The sequence below is a fragment of the Embleya sp. NPDC055664 genome, assembly GCF_053618075.1.
In genome coordinates this window covers 286,002-303,519 of record NZ_JBSHGZ010000005.1, presented here as the reverse complement: position 1 = coordinate 303,519, position 17,518 = coordinate 286,002, and the positions used below count along the sequence as shown (strand labels likewise).

The 17,518-nt window shown below is 67.9% G+C and carries 18 protein-coding genes and 1 pseudogene; 6 read left to right on the top strand and 13 right to left on the bottom strand.

The window, feature by feature from the left end:
• The first annotated feature begins 102 nt into the window (after positions 1 to 102).
• Positions 103 to 657: a flavin reductase family protein gene (locus tag ACWGR4_RS11590; RefSeq protein ID WP_379999252.1), complete on the top strand. Its 555-nt coding sequence runs from the start codon at positions 103 to 105 to the stop codon at positions 655 to 657.
• 63 nt (positions 658 to 720) lie between these two features.
• On the opposite strand, the gene ACWGR4_RS11585 is transcribed toward ACWGR4_RS11590, so the two are convergent.
• The 3 genes from ACWGR4_RS11585 to ACWGR4_RS11575 form a co-directional block, all read right to left on the bottom strand.
• Positions 721 to 2,382 (bottom strand): solute symporter family protein, encoded by a 1,662-nt coding sequence (locus ACWGR4_RS11585; protein ID WP_380000000.1) that lies wholly within the window; start codon positions 2,380 to 2,382, stop codon positions 721 to 723.
• A 53-nt stretch (positions 2,383 to 2,435) separates the two neighbouring features.
• Positions 2,436 to 2,861: a DUF485 domain-containing protein gene (locus tag ACWGR4_RS11580; RefSeq protein WP_452130968.1), complete on the bottom strand. Its 426-nt coding sequence runs from the start codon at positions 2,859 to 2,861 to the stop codon at positions 2,436 to 2,438.
• A gap of 365 nt (positions 2,862 to 3,226) precedes the next feature.
• A complete protein-coding gene (locus ACWGR4_RS11575; RefSeq protein ID WP_452134200.1) occupies positions 3,227 to 3,652 on the bottom strand; it encodes an ATP-binding protein in 426 nt (141 codons plus the stop codon).
• A gap of 270 nt (positions 3,653 to 3,922) precedes the next feature.
• Between ACWGR4_RS11575 and ACWGR4_RS11570 the strand changes: the two genes are divergently transcribed.
• Both ACWGR4_RS11570 and ACWGR4_RS11565 read left to right on the top strand, forming a co-directional pair.
• The gene (locus ACWGR4_RS11570) at positions 3,923 to 4,774 is read left to right on the top strand and encodes a helix-turn-helix domain-containing protein (protein ID WP_452130970.1); all 852 of its coding nucleotides are present in this window, start codon (positions 3,923 to 3,925) and stop codon (positions 4,772 to 4,774) included.
• Between the two features lie 8 nt (positions 4,775 to 4,782).
• Positions 4,783 to 4,974 (top strand): hypothetical protein, encoded by a 192-nt coding sequence (locus tag ACWGR4_RS11565; protein ID WP_452130971.1) that lies wholly within the window; start codon positions 4,783 to 4,785, stop codon positions 4,972 to 4,974.
• Between the two features lie 73 nt (positions 4,975 to 5,047).
• On the opposite strand, the pseudogene ACWGR4_RS11560 reads toward ACWGR4_RS11565, so the two are convergent.
• The 10 genes and pseudogenes from ACWGR4_RS11560 to ACWGR4_RS11515 form a co-directional block, all read right to left on the bottom strand.
• Positions 5,048 to 5,248: pseudogene (locus ACWGR4_RS11560) on the bottom strand (IS5/IS1182 family transposase); the annotation flags it as partial.
• Positions 5,249 to 5,558: 310 nt separating this feature from the next.
• Positions 5,559 to 6,026, bottom strand: coding sequence for a MarR family transcriptional regulator (locus tag ACWGR4_RS11555; protein WP_452130972.1), 468 nt, complete (start codon positions 6,024 to 6,026; stop codon positions 5,559 to 5,561).
• A 420-nt stretch (positions 6,027 to 6,446) separates the two neighbouring features.
• Positions 6,447 to 6,956 carry a hypothetical protein gene (locus ACWGR4_RS11550; RefSeq protein ID WP_452130973.1) on the bottom strand — a complete coding sequence of 170 codons (510 nt, stop codon included), beginning with the start codon at positions 6,954 to 6,956 and terminating at the stop codon, positions 6,447 to 6,449.
• A 22-nt stretch (positions 6,957 to 6,978) separates the two neighbouring features.
• Positions 6,979 to 8,232 (bottom strand): DUF349 domain-containing protein, encoded by a 1,254-nt coding sequence (locus ACWGR4_RS11545; protein ID WP_452130974.1) that lies wholly within the window; start codon positions 8,230 to 8,232, stop codon positions 6,979 to 6,981.
• The gene (locus ACWGR4_RS11540; RefSeq protein ID WP_452130975.1) at positions 8,229 to 8,690 is read right to left on the bottom strand and encodes a hypothetical protein; all 462 of its coding nucleotides are present in this window, start codon (positions 8,688 to 8,690) and stop codon (positions 8,229 to 8,231) included. The genes ACWGR4_RS11545 and ACWGR4_RS11540 overlap by 4 nt, the downstream gene beginning before the upstream one ends.
• Positions 8,691 to 8,838: 148 nt before the next feature.
• Complete coding sequence (locus ACWGR4_RS11535; protein ID WP_452130976.1) at positions 8,839 to 9,351, bottom strand: hypothetical protein; 513 nt, start codon at positions 9,349 to 9,351, stop codon at positions 8,839 to 8,841.
• An 11-nt stretch (positions 9,352 to 9,362) separates the two neighbouring features.
• Positions 9,363 to 10,607 carry a hypothetical protein gene (locus tag ACWGR4_RS11530; protein ID WP_452130977.1) on the bottom strand — a complete coding sequence of 415 codons (1,245 nt, stop codon included), beginning with the start codon at positions 10,605 to 10,607 and terminating at the stop codon, positions 9,363 to 9,365.
• Positions 10,604 to 10,987 carry a hypothetical protein gene (locus ACWGR4_RS11525; RefSeq protein ID WP_452130978.1) on the bottom strand — a complete coding sequence of 128 codons (384 nt, stop codon included), beginning with the start codon at positions 10,985 to 10,987 and terminating at the stop codon, positions 10,604 to 10,606. Before ACWGR4_RS11525 ends, ACWGR4_RS11530 begins: the two co-directional genes overlap by 4 nt.
• Before the next feature lie 184 nt (positions 10,988 to 11,171).
• A complete protein-coding gene (locus ACWGR4_RS11520) occupies positions 11,172 to 12,239 on the bottom strand; it encodes a Zn-dependent alcohol dehydrogenase (protein WP_452130979.1) in 1,068 nt (355 codons plus the stop codon).
• 956 nt (positions 12,240 to 13,195) lie between these two features.
• A complete protein-coding gene (locus ACWGR4_RS11515; protein WP_379999219.1) occupies positions 13,196 to 14,122 on the bottom strand; it encodes a cyclase family protein in 927 nt (308 codons plus the stop codon).
• Positions 14,123 to 14,458: 336 nt separating this feature from the next.
• Here ACWGR4_RS11515 and ACWGR4_RS11510 point away from each other — a divergent pair, with 336 nt between their 5' ends.
• The 3 genes from ACWGR4_RS11510 to ACWGR4_RS11500 all read left to right on the top strand — a co-directional run bounded on the left by ACWGR4_RS11510 (position 14,459) and on the right by ACWGR4_RS11500 (position 17,461).
• Entirely contained in the window at positions 14,459 to 15,379 is a 921-nt protein-coding gene (locus ACWGR4_RS11510; protein WP_452130980.1) for an SDR family oxidoreductase, read from the top strand.
• A 115-nt stretch (positions 15,380 to 15,494) separates the two neighbouring features.
• Positions 15,495 to 16,679 (top strand): acyl-CoA dehydrogenase family protein, encoded by a 1,185-nt coding sequence (locus ACWGR4_RS11505; protein WP_452130981.1) that lies wholly within the window; start codon positions 15,495 to 15,497, stop codon positions 16,677 to 16,679.
• Entirely contained in the window at positions 16,676 to 17,461 is a 786-nt protein-coding gene (locus ACWGR4_RS11500) for an SDR family oxidoreductase (RefSeq protein WP_452130982.1), read from the top strand. Before ACWGR4_RS11505 ends, ACWGR4_RS11500 begins: the two co-directional genes overlap by 4 nt.
• Positions 17,462 to 17,518 lie beyond the last annotated feature (57 nt).

The window sequence follows — 17,518 nt, the reverse complement described above, 5'->3', positions numbered from 1 at the left end:
CAGATGTGACGAAGGACCCGCTCTCGTTTGATTGACGCAAGGAAATCGGGTGACGTAGCGTCACAGACCCGACGCCCCTAGACACCTGCGAGGAAGTCCATCATGGGCAAGATCGACGCAGCGAGCACGAAGCCGGCGGATCCCGCCGCGATCGCCCTGCCCGAGGGCGACGGCATCGTCGAGGCCGCCACGTTCCGACACGTCCTCGGCCACTTCGCCAGCGGCGTGACGGTGATCACCGCGCTCGACGGCGACACCCCGGTGGGCTTCGCGTGTCAGTCCTTCGCCTCGCTCTCGCTCGACCCGCCGCTGGTCACCTTCTTCGTCGCCAAGACCTCCACCACCTGGCCGCGGATCCGCCCGGGCGGCCGCTTCTGCGTCAACGTGCTCGCCGAGGACCAGGAAGCCCTGTGCCGCGCCTTCGCGGTCAGCGGCGCCGACAAGTTCGCCGGCGTCTCCCACGCCCCGACGCCGACCGGATCGCCGAGGCTGGACGACGTACTGGCCTGGATCGACTGCACGCTGGAGAGCGTGGTGGACGGCGGCGACCACGAGATCGTGATCGGCCGGGTCCAGGCCCTCGACGCGCCCCGCGTGGAGTGCGCGCCGCTGCTGTTCTACAAGGGTCGCTTCGGCCACCCCAGCCGCAACGGGTAGCCACGATCCCGGACCCGGGCGCGAGCCGCCGGGACCGGAGTCCGAGACCGTGGCGTTGCGCGATCAGTGCGCGCCGGCTCCGGTCAGGGCCCTGACCTCTAGTTCGGCGAACTTGCGGTCGTCGTCGTCGGTACGCCGGCGGCGGGCCGACAGCGCGCCGATCGCGGCACACGCGAAGCCGACCGGGATCGAGATGATGCCCGGGTTCTCCAGCGGGATCGGCGCCGGCGTCGTACAGCTGAACAGCGCCGTGGCGTTGCCCACATCCTTGCGGTCCTTCGAGACGTCGCAGTCCGACGCCTGCTTGGCCGTCAACTGCTTGATCGCGGGCTTCGTGTCGGTGGCCCCGCCCCAGCAGATCGGGGACAACAACACCACGAGCACCGAGGTGACCAGGCCGCCGTAGATGCCGAACACCGCGCCGCGCGTGTTGAAGTTCTTCCAGAACAGCGAGAACAGGATGGCCGGCAGGTTCGCCGAGGCGGCGATCGCGAACGCCAGCGCGACCAGGAACGCCACGTTCAACTCGCGGGCGAACACCGACAGTACGATCGCGGCCGTACCGATCACCAGCGCCGAGATCCGCGCGACCTTGACCTCGTCCTTGTCGGTGGTGCGGCCCTTGCGGAAGACGTTCGCGTACAGGTCGTGCGCGAACGACGAGGACGACGCGAGGGTGAGCCCCGCCACCACGGCCAGGATGGTCGCGAAGGCCACCGCGGCGATGAAGGCCAGCATCAGCGCGCCGCCGGTGGTACCCGCGCCGCCGCCGAGGTGTTCGGCGAGCCGGGTCGCGGCGGTGTTGCCGCTCGGGTCGGCCTTCTTGATCTCCTTGCTGCCGATCAGCGCGGCGGCGCCGAAGCCCAGGATCAGGGTCATCAGGTAGAACACGCCGATGATGGCGATCGCCCAGGTCACCGAGCGGCGCGCGACGCGGGCATTGGGCACGGTGTAGAAGCGGACCAGGATGTGCGGCAGGCCCGCCGTACCGAGCACAAGGGCCAGACCGAGCGAGATCAGGTCGATCTTCGACCAGCCGTCGGTGGCGCCGTACTTGAGCCCCGGCTGCAGGAACGACTCACCCGAACCGGACTTGCTCGCCGCCGTGCCGAGCAGGTCCGCCACGTTGAAGTCGAACTTGGCCAGCACCCACACGCACATCACGAACGCGCCCACCATCAGCAGGCCGGCCTTGACGATCTGCACCCAGGACGTGCCCTTCATGCCACCGACGGTGACGTACACGATCATCAGCGCGCCGACCGCCGCGATGACCGAGATCTGCGCGGCGTCGCTCTTGACGTCGAGCAGGAGCGAGACGACCGAGGCCGCGCCGACCATCTGTGCGATCAGGTAGAAGATCGACACCACGATCGTGGACACGCTCGCGGCCATCCGCACGGGACGTTCGCGCATCCGGTTCGCCAGCACGTCGGCCATGGTGAACCGGCCGGAGTTGCGCATCGGTTCGGCGACCAGGAGCAGTGCCACCAGCCAGGCGACCAGGAAGCCGATGGAGTACAGGAACCCGTCGTAGCCGGACAACGCCAGGATGCCCGCGATGCCGAGGAAGGACGCGGCCGACATGTAGTCGCCGCCGATCGCCAAGCCGTTCTGCAGCGAGGTGAACGAGCGGCCGCCGGCGTAGAAGTCCGCCGCCGTACGGTTGTTGCGGCTCGCCCAGAAGGTGATGCCGAGAGTCACCACGACCAGTATGGCGAACATCGCGAACGTCCAGCCTCGGTTGCTGGACTTCGCGGCGAGTTCGAGAGAAAGATTCACGCTTCGAGTTCCTCTCGCAGTTCGGTGGCGACGGGGTCGAGTCGGGTACGCGCGAATCGCGAATAGGCCCAGGCGATCAGGAACGTCGACACGAACTGGAGCAGGCCGAACACCAGGGCGACGTTGATGTGGTTCATCAGTTCCTTGGCCATGAAGTCGCGCGCGTAGGCGGACATCACCACGTACAGCAGGAACCACGAGAGGAATGCGACGGTAACCGGGAAAATGAAGGAACGCTGACGCCGTTTCAGCGCCCCGAATCTCGGATCCTGTTCCATCTCCAGATACCCGGTGCGATCGTCGACGTACGGCACGCGCGGAGCCGGGACGGAGGCGGAGTCCGGGTCCGGCTCAAGCTCGGCGACCAGTTCGGAAGCGGGCTCGGGGGGACGATCGTGCGGATCTTCGTGCGGAGTCGGCATGGGGCGGTAGGGCTCCTCTCCAGCGGACACCCCGCGCGTGGCCCGAGGCGCCGATCGGGTACCAAACCGCGGTCCGTGGGACCTGGGGCCGCAGCGGAGCGAGTTTAGAGGCGCCGCCGGGACGCGCGGAACCTATCCGATCAACTGAAAGCGGGACTGACGGGTTACGCGGATAACCCATAAATTCCCAAGGCCAACAGAATCGACCGAACTTGACACCGATTCCCCGAACTTCGACCGAACCACCACCCAAGTCGCCCACCCCGGACCGTCTTTGCCAATTGGAGTCACACCCGAAAGCCCTCGATCACCATCCTCCGATCCGGATCTTCCCCACCCAACCCGTCGAGCCGGCGCACCGCCGGTCACCGCCGACGCATCCCCACCACGACCGACTTGCCGCACCCGGGCCGCGCCACCACCGCCCACACATCGGCAACCCGATCCACGAGCAACAACCAGCGCCCACCGCAGTCCCGCCGCCCCGGCGAGCCGACCCGGGGCCGCCCGGACCCGTGGTCGGAGACGGCGAGCCAGACGTAGCCGTCCACGAACCAGAGCACCATCCGGACCGGCCGCCGCGCCCCATAGCGCACCGCGTTCGTCACCAACTCGGAGACCAGCAACACCAGTTCATCCGCCATCTCGGCAGAACAATCACGCGGAAAAGCCCCCACGACAGCCCGCCGAGCACAACGCACCGAGGCAGGCTCGGCGGGAAGACTCCAGTGCGACGGAACAACAGGAATCGGAGGCGAACATCGATCGTCGGAACAGAGGGTCTCGGACATGGCCAACTCCTCGACAAACAGCCGTGATGGAAACGGCACACGCCGAACACGCGCCCCTGACGACCCCGGTGGCCTACCTCCCGAGCGCGACACACCCACCCCGGAACAGGCGAGCATGCCAACGCGGCGCACTTCCGGCATCGCTGTGCGTACCTGACGCGGTACTCACCGTAGGGCTTTGGGAGCACATGTGCCACCTGCTTGCCAAAGGGCGTTGGCCCGAGGCTTGGAAGCGGGGCAGACTGAGCAGCATGTACGCAGGGAGCGCGTGTGGCGCCGAGGAGTAACCCAACCGCTCGCCAGCAACGCCTGGGCGCCGAACTTCGCAAGCTGCGTGAGGCCGCCGGCCTGTCCACGGAGCAGGCGGCCTCGCTCCTGGCGACGAACCGAACCGTCATCACCAGCACGGAAGCGGGCCGCCATGGGATCAGTCCCGAGCGGGTGAGGCGCATGGCCTACAACTACGACTGCACGGACCAAGAGTTGGTCGATGCCCTGGCCGGGATGGGTGCCGACCGGACCAAGGGCTGGTGGGAAGACTTCCGAGACGTCCTACCGCCGACGTTCCTGGACATCGCCGAATTGGAGTGGTTCGCCCGGGACCTGCGGATGAGCACGATGGCGCACATCCCCGGGCCCTTCCAAACCGAGCCATACGCCCGCGCCCTCTTCCAAGCAGCGATTCCATCGCTCCCCGACGACGAGTTCGAGGCCCGGGTCTCCCACCGCACGCAACGTCGAAAGGCGCTTGACCGCCCGGGCGCGCCCACGTACACGGCCATAATCCACGAGGCCGCACTTCGCATCGAGGTCGGCGGTCGCCGTGTGCTCCGCGAACAGCTCGACCACATACTCAAGTTGGCAGGTCACGACAACATCGCCGTACGAGCCATCCCGTTCTCGGCTGGAGCATTCCCCGGCTCCGGACAAGCCTTCCTCTACGCCCACGCCGAGGCACCGAGCCTGGACACGGTGCAGTTGGACCGCACAAACGTCGCCGAATTCCTGCATGTCGGTGCCCAACTCCGCAAGTTCAGTCTCCAACTCGACCAGATGGAACGGATCGCGCTATCGGAATCCGCAACGCACGACCTGATCCGCTCGATCGCTCACCAGCTGTAGGAGAATGCATGTCTGACATCACCTGGGATGAGCCCTTCTGCCAGGACTCCGGGAACTGCTTCCGCCTCGGCACCGACGCCGACGGGAACGCCTACATCGCCGTCGCCGGGCACGAGGACGCCTACCTCACCGACACCGTCGACGCCCTCCGCACCCTCATCCGCGACATCAAGGCGGGCAAGGCCGACCACCTGCTCTGATGGCCGTCCCGTAATTGATCTTTGAGCGGATCAGGACAGGCGCCTGTGCGTGCTCGGCTGCCCGGCTATGCGGCCTGGAGGATGCCGACTTCGACACCCGGAGGGCGGCGCCGGCTGCCATCGCGTCGGGTTGGCGCGCCGGTACGCGGCGACCAACAGGACCCGGTCTACCGTCGCAACGAGGCATCGTGATCGGCTTGCCGAAGTCGCGCCGGCTCAGCCCGGTGAACGGGGCTGTCCAGGAAGGCTCCGACGCCGTGATCACACCGGCCACGGCAGATCACGGCATCGGCGCCAAGGGGCCTGCGGGGCTGTCCACAGCTCGGATCCGGAGGTCACCACCCCGGCTCTCGCAGCGGACACCGCCCGAGGAGAAGTCCAGTTCAAGCGCGACACGGCCCAAGGAGCCGGCTCAGCGTTCCTGCATGTCGAGGTCACGGACGCAGAACCCGTGGTGTGCCCAGTCCTCGTTCAGCACCACCCGCAGGCACTCGGCCACCGACTTGCCCACGGCCATTGTGTACCGACGGGCCGACACCAGGACCGAGTCACCGGGCCCGGGTATCCGGCCCAGGCACCGTCCGTCACGTGGCCGGGCCGCCCGCGTTGTGGATCAGGCGTTGGAGGACCTTGAGCGTCGTGACGTAGTCCGCGTCGGCGATGCCCTCGTGGAGGGTCGCGCGGATCGCCGGGGCGTTGCGGGCGAGGTCGACGCGGGCCTGTTCGCCCGCCTCGGTGAGGAACAGGCGGCCCTCGTCATCGCGGGTCAACCAGCCGCGCTCCACGAGCGCCTCGGACTCCGCCGCCAAGTCGTCCTCGGGGCGGAGGTAGGAGGCCATCGCCACCCGCAGTTCCGGCACGGTCATCCCCGCGCCGTCGGGCGAGATGTCGTTCACCGAAAGATTGCGCAGCAGCCAGAACTGCGGCTGGGTGTAGCCCTTCTCGGCCTGCCGGGCCCGGGTGTAGGCAATGAGCGCCTCGTAGGCAACACCAGTCCAGTACGCGGCGGGCTGTCCGGCGAGTTCGGCATCGGAGATCTGCTGGGTGGTCATGGGACGTCCTCCTGGCACTGCGGCGCGAATCCTGCACTTCGTGCAGGTCATGCGGCGACCGTAGGACTTCAAGTCCACTTGAAGTCAAGCGGTCGATCAATCCCACGGGATGACCAACCCACAGGCGAACCCGCATCCGCACGCCCCGACCCGGCGAAACTCGGCCGTACGCTCGGCAACCTTGTCGCCCGGGTCGTCACGTCCCCACGGAGTCTCGCACCCAACCACCCACACGGCCCCCACATCCGAAAAATCAGGGCCACGTGTCCGCCCGACGTCCCAACTCCGTTTACCCACCGGCCCGTCGCCCCGGATCGCCCCTCCCACCAACCAGCCCTCCGGTACCCACCTCGGCAACGCCATGAACGCCACGCGCACCCTCGGCCAAGACCTCAAAGCTGGTAGGGGGCGCCCTTCAACTCAGTTGAAGGCAGTCAGATAAACCGAGCAGTCCCCCGTCTCCGGCGTCTGCACCAGCACCGCCGTCGGCCACTTGCCCTTGCCGGAATAGGCCCGAGTGAACCCCGAATCAGCGCGCCAACCGTGCCTCTTCGCAAAATCGCGAACATAAGTGTTCCCAATATCGTTCACGGTGCCCGGAGTCGTGAATTCTGCCTCTGCAAGAATTCCGGGAACCGCGCCACACGGGATCCGATACATAAGATCCAAGCTCGTCCCCATCATGTTTCCACCGGCCCGGAAGTGTACATCGAAGGCTCCGGCAGGCAGGGTGGTGCCCGTCAATCGCAAAGATTTCTTCAGCGAAAATTCGGGATCGCTCCCGGCATCGGCGCGCGAGTCGTGCACATTGGGTGCCCACGGATGTCGGTGATAGATCTCGAACGCACCGAACGTCACGAGGCTCAGCACCAGCATCCCGACGAGAAAGGCGGCACCCAGAAACAGGGCACGTCCGACCACAGCTTTCACCCGACGTACCGGCCTTCGGTGCTCACGAGCGCGGGGGCGGGGTGACGTAGAAAGTCATACTTCCGGTGATATCGAAGTCGTGCGCCAGTCCGGTCTCGTTCAGTCGAGCCAAGTCGTTCTGCGGGACCCCTTCGATATTTCCGCGATGCTTGCCACCTTCAGGGTTCCCCCAATTGTATCGTTTATAAATATCGACTCGCACCTGCCCCACCGGCTCCCCGTTGACCATTTTGAAATCGGTGCCCACGATTCTATATCGATAGCCGTTCATTGTATAATACCAGTCGAGTAACTGCTTCGATTTCCCAGCCGACTCGGGGGCCTTCATATCCTCGTGCACGGCCCCCGACTGCCATCCGGTGTCGAAGTTCCCATTCGGTCCGCCGGCGAGGATGGTATCCGTCAGAAGCTTCCGGAACGCGGGATTCGCATCGACGAATTCGCCGGCTTTGAATTGAACCTCGCTCCCATCTCCTTCCAGCCAGTGCTTCATGTACGACGCCGCGCGCTCATTCCCCAAATACGCGTCCTGACCGGCCACCATCGCCATCGCCGCCGCGCGGGTCGCGTGATCCTTTGCCGTGGGCTCGGTCACGTTGAACTCACGTTTGAGGCCCATGTCTTCGGCCTCTACCGGCGGCTTCGTGTAGTACGGCGGGATGATGCCCGACCCCGCCGGGGTCATCGTGTCGGCGTCCGGCAGGTGGTCGGCGAGGTTGCGGATTTGTTTGGCGAACGTCTTCGCGGAGTCGTCGTGTTGCCGCTTCAGGGACTTCGCGGCCTCGATGATGCGGTCGAGTTCGTTCTCCGCCTGGTCCAGGGCCTGCTTGGCGGCGGCGTGGCGCTTGAAGAAGGCGTCCCGATCCGCTCCCGATCGGCCCACGATGTCGGCGAATCCGACATCCACGTCGGGATCGGCCTCCGCCTGCTTCACTCGCGCCCGCGCCGCCACCGCCTGGGCCTCCAGCGCGGCCCGAGAGCGCTGATAATCCGTCAGCAGATACGACCACTCGCCCAGCGTGTGCTCGACGCCGGACAGCGCATCGTGCATGGTCCAGATCTTCGGATAGATGCCCTGGACCGCGTCGTGGCTCGCGCCGCCCGCCATCCCGGTCCAGGCCCCGGGATCACGTAGCGCGGTCTCCATCTCGTCCCGCACCCTGCCCAGTTGCCCGGACGCCTGACGCACCTTCTCGGCCAACAGGCCCAGCGCCGGCACCACCCCGGGCGCCGGGTCGAAGCGTAATCCGGGGAACTCCTTGGCCGCCGAACTCACCGAAAGACCTCCCCGATCCGACTCGGCTCCGATGTCGGGAGCGGTGCGCTCGGGGACGCGGACGAACCATCGGGATCCAGGATGGACCGAAGCGGACTCTCCGCAGCGGACGACGGCACGGCGACGACCGCGGGCGGCACGGGGCGAGTCGCCGCCGGCACACCGGTCGTGAGCCGGGTCATCGACGCGGACACCTGCTCCTCGGTCGCGCCATACGCGGCCTTGGACCGGTCCACCGACGCCCGAAACTTGCCGATGTCCTTCCGGAACTCCTCCGCCCGGTCCTCCCACTTCCCCTTGAAGTGGTCGCACGCCGTGTCGAGATCCTTGTGCCCGGTCCGGATCGGCCCGGTCTCGTGCAGAGCTTCGAGCGCCGCGTCCGTCGCGACGGTCGAACCGTCGAACGCGGCCATCAAGGTGTCCAGCCACGCGAAGTCGACCGAGAATCGGTCCGGCATCACACACCCCCCAGTAAGTGTGAAGAGCCGATTGTATCCATTCGGTTGCCGACCGCCACGACGGAGCCGAACAACGACAAAGCGCGCGCCCCTCCCCGTGGGAGAGACGCGCCGTGATCGGTCGTGGCGAGCAGCTGCCGACGTCAGGTCAGTTGAAGGCGTCCAGGTACACCGAGCAATCCCCCGCCGCCGGCGGCGTGTTCACCAGGGCCGTCGTGGGCCACGTCCTCGTGTCGGTGAGCGCCGAGGTCGTGCCCACCTCGGGCCGCCAGCCATGGCGTTCGGCGAAGCGGCGGACGTTCTGCGTGCCGATGGTGTCCATCGCGACCGGGGTGGTCAGTTTGGCGTCCGCCAACACCCCCGGGACCGTGCCGCACGGAATCCGGTACGTGAGCTGTACGAGCGTCCCGCGCATATTCGCTCGCACGTAATAGCGCACATTCGTGGCCTCCGGCGGCAGCGTAAGTCCGGTCAGCCGCAGCGACTTGCTCAGCGATACGTCGCCGCTCCCCGGGTCGGCACGCGAGTCGCGACCGTCGTCCGACCAGGGATGCCACAGGAACAAACGCAGCGCCCCATAGCCCAGCAGCCCGAGCACCAGCAAGCCCACGCAGAAGGCACCGGCCAGGAGCAGGGCGCGCCGGGCACCCCTCCTCGCCACGCCCGCCGACGTCACCCGACCAGCCCCGGAGCCATGTACCACGTCGTGCTGCCCACGATGTCGAAGTCGTGGGCCAAACCCGTCTCGTTGAGTCTGGCCAGGTCGTTCTGCGGGACACCCTCGATGTCGTTTCGGTGTGCGCCGCCCTCGGGATTGCCCCAGTTGTAGCGCTTGTAGATGTCGACCCGGATCGTGCCCTCCGGATGGCCGTCGACCATCTTGAAGTCGGTGCCGACGATCCGATACTGATAGCCGTTCATCGTGTAATAGAAATCCTGCAACTCGGGCGTGACCGGTCCGTTCTCCATGTCCCGGGCCACGCTGCCGCCCTTCCACCCGGTGTCGAAATTACCACTCGGCGCATTCGCCCGCATGGTGTCGTTGAGGATCTTCTGAAACCCGGGATCCGCCTTCAGGAACTCCTGCGCGTCGAACTGGACGTCCCGCCCGTCGCCTTCGAGCCAGTACTTCATGTAGGAGGCCGCACGATCGTTGCCGAAATACCCGTCCTGCGCCGCGACCATGGCCATTGCCGCCAGTTCGGTCGCGCGATCCCTGGCCGTGGGATCGGTGACGTTGAATTCGCGCTTGGGGCCGGTGTCCTCCGGGACGACCGGCGGCTTCGTGAAGTAGGGCGGGATGAGGTTGGAGCCCCCGAAGCTCGTCGTGTTGCGATCCGGCGGGTGGTCCGCGATTTCCCGGATGCGCTTGGCGATGCCCCGGGCCGATTCGTCGTGCTGCCTTTTCAGGTCCTTGGCGGAATCGAGAATCGCGTCCAGGTCGTCTTCGGCCTGTTCCAGCGCCTTCTTCGCCTCCGCGTGCCGTGTGAGCAGGGCCTCCTGCTCCTTGCCGGACGTGGTCATCACCTCGAAGAACCGCAGATCGACGTCCGGATTCCCCTCCATCTGCTTCACCCGGGCCCGGGCCGCCACCGCCTGGGCCTCCAGCTCCGTACGCGAGCGCTGATACTCGGCGAGCAGGAACGACCATTCGCCGATGGTGCGTTCGACGCCGGACAGGGCGTCGTGCATGATCCACACCTCGGGATAGATGTGCTGCACGGCGTCGTGGCAACTGCCGCCGGCCAGTCCGCTCCAGGCCCCGGGATCCCGCAGCGTCTTCTCCATCTCGGTGCGTACATTGCCGACCTGCCCCGATGCCTGGCGCACCTTCTCGGCCAGCAGCGCAAGCGCCGGCAACAGCCCGGGCGCCGGATCGAACCGCAGCCCCGGAAACTCCTTCTCGGCCGAACTCACGCGAACGCCTCCCCGATCCGGCTCGGCGTACCCGCAGCCGTGGCGGTAACCCCGGTCGGCGCGGACGAACCGTTCGGAGCGAGCGCGGATCGCAGCGTGCTCATGGACGTGGCCGTGTGCTCATCGGTCACGGCGTAGGCCCGCTTGGAGTCGTCGACGGCCTTGCGGAATTCCCCGATCCGGTCCTGGAAATCCTTGACCCGCTTCGACCACTTGTCCTTGAAGTGATCACAGGCGGTGTCGAGATCCTTGTGCCCGGTACGAATCGGGCCGGTCTCGTGGAGTGCGTCGAGCGCCCATTTCGCAGCCTGGGCCGAGCCGTCGAACCCGGATATCAGTGCATCCAGCCACGCAAAGTCGACAGAGAACTTTTCCGCCATCGCAATCCCCCCGGTTCGCAGCGTGGCAGAAATTATATCCCGTCTGTTGTAGAGGGCAATGAAAAACTCGGGAATCACTCATGATCAAAAAGAAGAAGCGCGTCCCTCCACCACGAGGGACGCGCTTCGACACCACAGCGCTCGCCGATGGAAGCCACCGGAACGCCGGTCGAGAAGGCCGATGTCAGAAGACGAAGACGCCTCGGGCGACCTTGCCCGCCTCGGCGTCCTCCACCGCCTGGTGGAAGTCGTCCAACGCATAGGTCTGGGTGACCAGTTCGTCGAGCTTGAGGGCGCCGGTCCGGTACAGGTCGGCGTAGCGGGCGATGTCGTACTGCGGGCGCGAGGAGCCGTAGCGGCAGCCCATGATCGACTTGTCCAGGAACATCGAGGACACGTGGAACGACGCCTCGGCGTCCGACGGCGCGACGCCCAGGATGATCGCCTGGCCGGCCCGGCCGAGCATGTCGATCGCGTTGCGGATCACCGCGACGTGCCCGACGCACTCGAACGCGTGGTCCACGCCGCCCGGGACGAGTGCCTGTACCGCCTTGACCGAGTCCTCCACCGCGCGCGCGTCGACGAAGTCGGTCGCGCCGAACTCACGCGCCACCGCCTCCTTCGCCGGGTTCGCATCGACGGCCACGATCCGGACCGCGCCCGCGAGCTTCGCGCCCTGGATCACGTTCAGCCCGATGCCGCCGGTGCCGATCACCGCGACCGTGTCGCCGGGCCGGACCTTCGCCCGGTTGAGCACCGCGCCGACGCCCGTCAGTACCCCGCAGCCGATCAGCGCCGCGGAGGCCAGGGGGATGTCCTTGGGGATCTTCACCGCCTGGACGCCCTTGACCACGATCTGCTCGGCGAACACCGACAGGCCGGCGAAGTTGTAGACCGGCTTGCCGCCGCGCGTGAACGGCTGGTTGAGCTGACCGAAGCTCTTGGCGCACATCGTCGGCCGACCCCGGTCGCACTCACGGCACGCGCCGCACGAGGCCAGCGTGGACAGCGCGACGTGGTCGCCGGCCTTGACGTGGGACACCAACTCGCCCACGGCCTCCACGACTCCCGCGCCCTCGTGCCCGAGCACGACCGGGGGCGGGAAGGGGATGGTGCCGTTGATCACCGAGATGTCGCTGTGGCACAGACCGGCCGCGCCGATCTTCACCAAGACTTCGTTGGCCCCGGGTGCGCGCACCTCCAGGTCGTCGACGATCGAGGCTTCCTTGCCGTCGAAAAGAACGCCCTTCACCGGTTCCTCCTCCATCGGAAATGGGCTGACGAGCCGGGGCGCTCGACGGCTGACCGACCCGACCGTCTCCGGAACCGAATTCCGAGCGCGCACGCGTACCCGCGCGGCACTCTAGCCCGGAACTGATGAGCAGTCAGCCGGTTGTGACAGTCCTCTCGTATCACCCCGAGACCACCTCTGATCAGCCCGTAATCACACACGTGTCACCTCCACTCACGGTTCACCACCGGTGCCACAGCAGCGACTTCACCCCACACACACCACCCCGGCGACATCAAGAATCCGCCGCATCACCCCGCCCGGAAGCACCGGATCGGCCGGCAGATGCCGATTCCCGGCGGCGTAATACCGATCGTGCGCCGGCGCTTCGCCCCGCATGGTCCGCTCGGCATCGGCACGCGCCGGCGGCCGATACGAAATCGCCGACTCGCTGCCACCGGTACGCGACCCCGGGACAACCGCGAAGTGACCTCTGCGGGTGCGGCGTTGGGCCGAGGCGTTCGCGGAGACCAAAAAGCTTGCCGGCGAGCGTCACCGGGTAACGCCTGCCCAGCACTTGCCAACTGCCGAAAACTTCATGTGGTGCCGCACCGCACCCGTGACACCGCGCCGCGAGGGCACGGTGGTGCGGGAGTTGCGGAAGTTGCTGCTGTGTCGCCCGAATCGCGGCGCAGACGAATCGTGATCTGTCGCGCGAAATCGGCGCCCCGAGGGTGTTGACGGGCCGTCCGACACTGATCACCCTGAGTGTGGCGGTCGTTCGCGAGGGGACGACGAGGCGCCCGGGTCGTGCTCCGGGTTTCCTCGACGAAGTGGGACCGCCGCCGTTCCGGGCCTCGTCGCGGTGCCCGGAACGCACGCGGGCCCCGGGACAGGTCGATCCTGTCCGGGGCCCGCGCGCCGTGCGTTCTACGCGTGTTCGGGAGGCGGCCGGCCCGCAACGGGCCGCCGGGCCCCTACTTGATCGCCACCGGGTTCACCGGCGTCCCCACGCCCCCCACGAAGGGCTCCGGCGAAGCCTCCAGGAAGAACTCGTACACGCCGTCCGCCGCGCAGTCCTCCGACAGCTCCTCCAGGTTCCAGTTCTGCCCCTGGAGCATGCCCATCTCCACCAGGTGCAGTGCGTGCACCGCCATGAAGCAGTCCTCGATCTCCGGCGGGAAGACCTCGAACGTCACCGTGTCGTTGGCCACCGCCGCCACATCGCGCGCGTGGAACCACTCGGGCGTGCGCACCGACAGACCCGGGCCGTAGAAGTACATGTCCTTCTCGCCCGCGAAGTACTGCCGGATCTGCCCCGTGCGCACCAGCACGATGTCGCCCGCGCGCACCTTCACGTCGCCGAACTCCTCGGCCGCCTCCAGGTCCGCCGGCGTCACCGCGTACTCCGGCGCCAGCATGTCCACGCCCTTGGCCCGCGCCACGTCGAGGAGCACCCCGCGCGAGACCAGCGTCTTCACGTTGTGGATGCCCAGCTTGCGCGCGCCCTCCTCGGCGGTGACCGTCTCCTTCGCCGAGTGGCCGTTGTACAGCCGGTCGTCGTACGTCGCGTGGGTCAGCCCGTCCCAGTGCGTGCCCGCCTGGATGCCCATCGTCACCGCGTCGTCGCTGGTGGCCACGGTCCCGGGGCCGAAGACCTCGTGGTTGACCAGGAACGTGGTGCGCTTGGGGTTGTCCCGGCCCGGGATCATCCCGTTCTGGATGCCGTCCTCGCGCAGCTCGACGGCCAGCGAGAAGCGCTTGCCGGTGCGCACACAGCCGGCCGCCGCCCGGACCACGTCGTCCGTGATCAGGTTGATCGTCCCGATCTCGTCCTCCCGGCCCCAGCGGCCCCAGTTGTTCACGCGTGCGGCCAGTTCGTGGAACTCGGGGGGCAGCGACATGGGGGCCTCCTCCAGGCGGTGGTGACACGTGCCGACGGGCACGAATACCCACGGGCACATTCTCGAACGGATCCGGGAAGCGTGCGCCGTGCTGTGTGCTGCGGCACTCTACCCAGGAAAACTAACGGATCGTCAGATAATGTCGAGAGGGCGTTCTCACAGGCCGCGCACCTTGCGTACGCAAGGCCGCGAGGCTGTCGTACGCCCGCGCCCGGCGGGACCGGCGGCCCCGGCCGCACCGACCGACCCGGACGCACCACGACCGACCCGACCTGGGCCTCGGCCCTCGATTCCCGGGGCCTACTGGCGAGGCCACCGACAAGGAGCGGACAACACATGGGTGACTTCCTCACGGGCAAGGTAATCGCGGTCACCGGCGCCGGCCGCGGCATCGGCCGGGCCGTGGCGCTCGCCGCCGCCGCGCACGGCGCCAAGGTCGTCGTGAACGACTACGGCGTCGCCATGGACGGCAGCGCGCCGACCAGCGAGGTCGCCGACGCCGTGGTGAAGGAGATCGAGGCGCTGGGCGGCGAGGCCGTCGCGGTCGCCGACTCCGTGGCCACGATGGAGGGCGGCGCCCGCATCGTGGAGGCCGGTGTCGAGAAGTGGGGCCGCATCGACGGTGTTGTCACCGTCGCGGGCAACCTGCGCGAGCGCATGCTCTTCAACATGACCGAGGACGAGTGGGACAGCGTCATCGCCACCCACCTCAAGGGCACCTTCACCGTCGTACAGGCCGCCTCCAAGGTGATGAAGACCCAGGGCTTCGGCTCGATCGTCGGCTTCACCTCCGGGGTGTACGCGCTCGGCTCGGTCGCCCAGGCGAACTACGCCGCGGCCAAGGGCGGCATCGTCTCCTTCGTGCGCTCCGCCGCGCTGGGCCTGAACAAGTACGGCGTCAACGCGAACTGCGTCGCGCCGGTGGCCCGCACCCGGATGTCCGAGGGTGTCCCGCAGACGCTCAAGGAGATCGGCGACCCCGAGGACGTCGCCGAGCTGGTGGTCTTCCTGCTCTCCGACCACGCCAAGAACATCACCGGCCAGGTGTACACGACCGCCGGACCCAAGATCGCGCTGTGGGACCAGCCGCACGAGATCAAGACGATGTACGCGGCCGACCGCTGGACGGCCGAGGAGATCGCCGAGAAGCTGCCGACCCAGATCGGCCAGGACCCGATGCCGGTGCTCGCCCAGCTCAAGGAGTACGCGGCCGCCGCAGCGAAGAAGAAGGCCGCCGAGGCCGCCGCCGGCAACTGACGCGACCCCCGACAGGCGACGCGCGCGGGGTCGGTGTGCACCGACCCGGTCCACCGACCCCGCGCGCGCGGCCGTCGTCCCGCCCGCACGGCGAGGCGACGAGATTGGACTGGCTGTGGATTTCCGGTACAGCGCCGAAGACGAGGAGTTCCGGGCCGAGGTCCGCGCGTGGCTCCGGGAGAACCTTTCCGGTGAGTTCGCCGCGGCGGTCGGTACCGGCGGTCCCGGCAGCGAACACGAGCACTTCGAGATCCGCCGGGCGTGGGAACTGCGCCTGGGCGAGGGCGGCTGGATCGGCCTGGCCTGGCCGCGGGAGTACGGGGGCCGCGAGGCGTCGCTGATGCAGCAGGTGATCTTCGGCGAGGAGTACGCCCGCGCCCAGGCACCCGGCCGGGTCAACCACATGGGCGAGAACCTGCTCGGCCCGACCGTGCTCGCGTTCGGCACCGACGAGCAGAAGGCCCGCTTCCTGCCCGCCATCGCGCGCGGCGAGGAGCTGTGGTGCCAGGGCTACTCCGAGCCGGGCGCCGGCTCCGACCTGTCCAACCTGCGCACCTCCGCCGCGATCGACCCCGAGTCCGGCGACTGGCTGATCACCGGCCAGAAGGTGTGGACCTCGCTCGCCCACGAGGCGAACTGGTGCTTCGTACTCGCCCGCACCGATCCCGGCTCGCAGCGGCACAAGGGCATCTCGTTCCTGCTCGCGCCGATGGACCAGCCGGGCATCGAGATCCGCCCGATCGTGCAGCTCACCGGCACCAGCGAGTTCAACGAGGTCTTCTTCGACAAGGCTCACGCGCGCGCGGAGCACGTGGTGGGCGAGGTGGGCGCGGGCTGGGGCGTGGCGATGGGCCTGCTCGCGTTCGAGCGCGGGGTATCCACGCTGGCCCAGCAGATCGGCTTCGAAATCGAGTTGGACAAGGTGGTCACCGAGGCGAAGGCCAACGGCGCGATCGAGGATCCCGTCCTGCGCGACCGGCTGCTGCAGAGCTGGATCGACCTGAAGGTGCTGCGCTGCAACGCGCTGCGCACGCTCGGCTCGCCCGACCCCGGCGCGGCCTCGGTGGCCAAGCTGGTGTGGGCGGGCTGGCACCAACGCCTCGGCACGCTCGCGATGGACGTGGCCGGCGTCGAATCCACCCTGGCCGCCGCGGCCCCGTACGAACTGTCCGAAGCGCAGCGCCTGTTCCTGTTCACCAAGTCCGACACCATCTACGGCGGGTCGAACGAGGTGCAGCGCAACATCATCGCCGAGCGCGTCCTCGGCATGCCCCGTGAACCGCGAGGAGACGCCAAGTGAGCCCCACCGCCGCCCCCACCTACGTCGAGGGCCACAGCCTGCTGACCGGCAAGACGGTCCTGATCACCGCCGCGGCGGGCACCGGGATCGGCTTCGCCGCCGCCAAGCGCGCCGCCGAGGAGGGCGCCGTGATCGCGATCAGCGACAAGCACGAACGCCGCCTGGGCGAGGCCGCCGACGAACTCGCCAAGCTGATCGGGTCGCGGCCGTTGGCCGTGCCGTGCGACGTCACCGTCGAGGACGACGTGCAGAACCTGATCGACACGGCCGCGCGCGAACTCGGCGGCATCGACGTGCTGATCAACAACGCCGGGCTCGGCGGCGAGGCCAACCTCGTCGACATGACCGACGCGCAGTGGGACCTGGTGATGAACGTGACCCTCAACGGCACGTTCCGCTGCACCCGGGCGGCGCTGCGGCACATGCAGCCGCGCGGGAAGGGCGTGATCGTCAACAACGCCTCGGTGCTGGGTTGGCGGGCGCAGAAGGGCCAGGCGCACTACGCGGCGGCCAAGGCCGGCGTGATGGCGCTGACCCGCTGCTCGGCGGTGGAGGCGGCGGAGTTCGGGGTACGGGTCAACGCGGTCGCGCCGAGCATCGCGATGCACGCGTTCCTGGCGAAGGCGTCGTCGGAGGAACTGCTCGACGAGCTGTCCTCGCGCGAGGCGTTCGGCCGCGCCGCCGAGCCGTGGGAGGTGGCGAACGTGATGGTCTTCCTCGCCTCGGACTACTCGTCGTACATGACCGGCGAGGTCGTCTCGGTCAGCTCACAGCGCGCGTAGGCCATCGCGACGGCGCGCGGACTCACCGCGCGCCGCCCATTCTTGACGCAGCGTCAG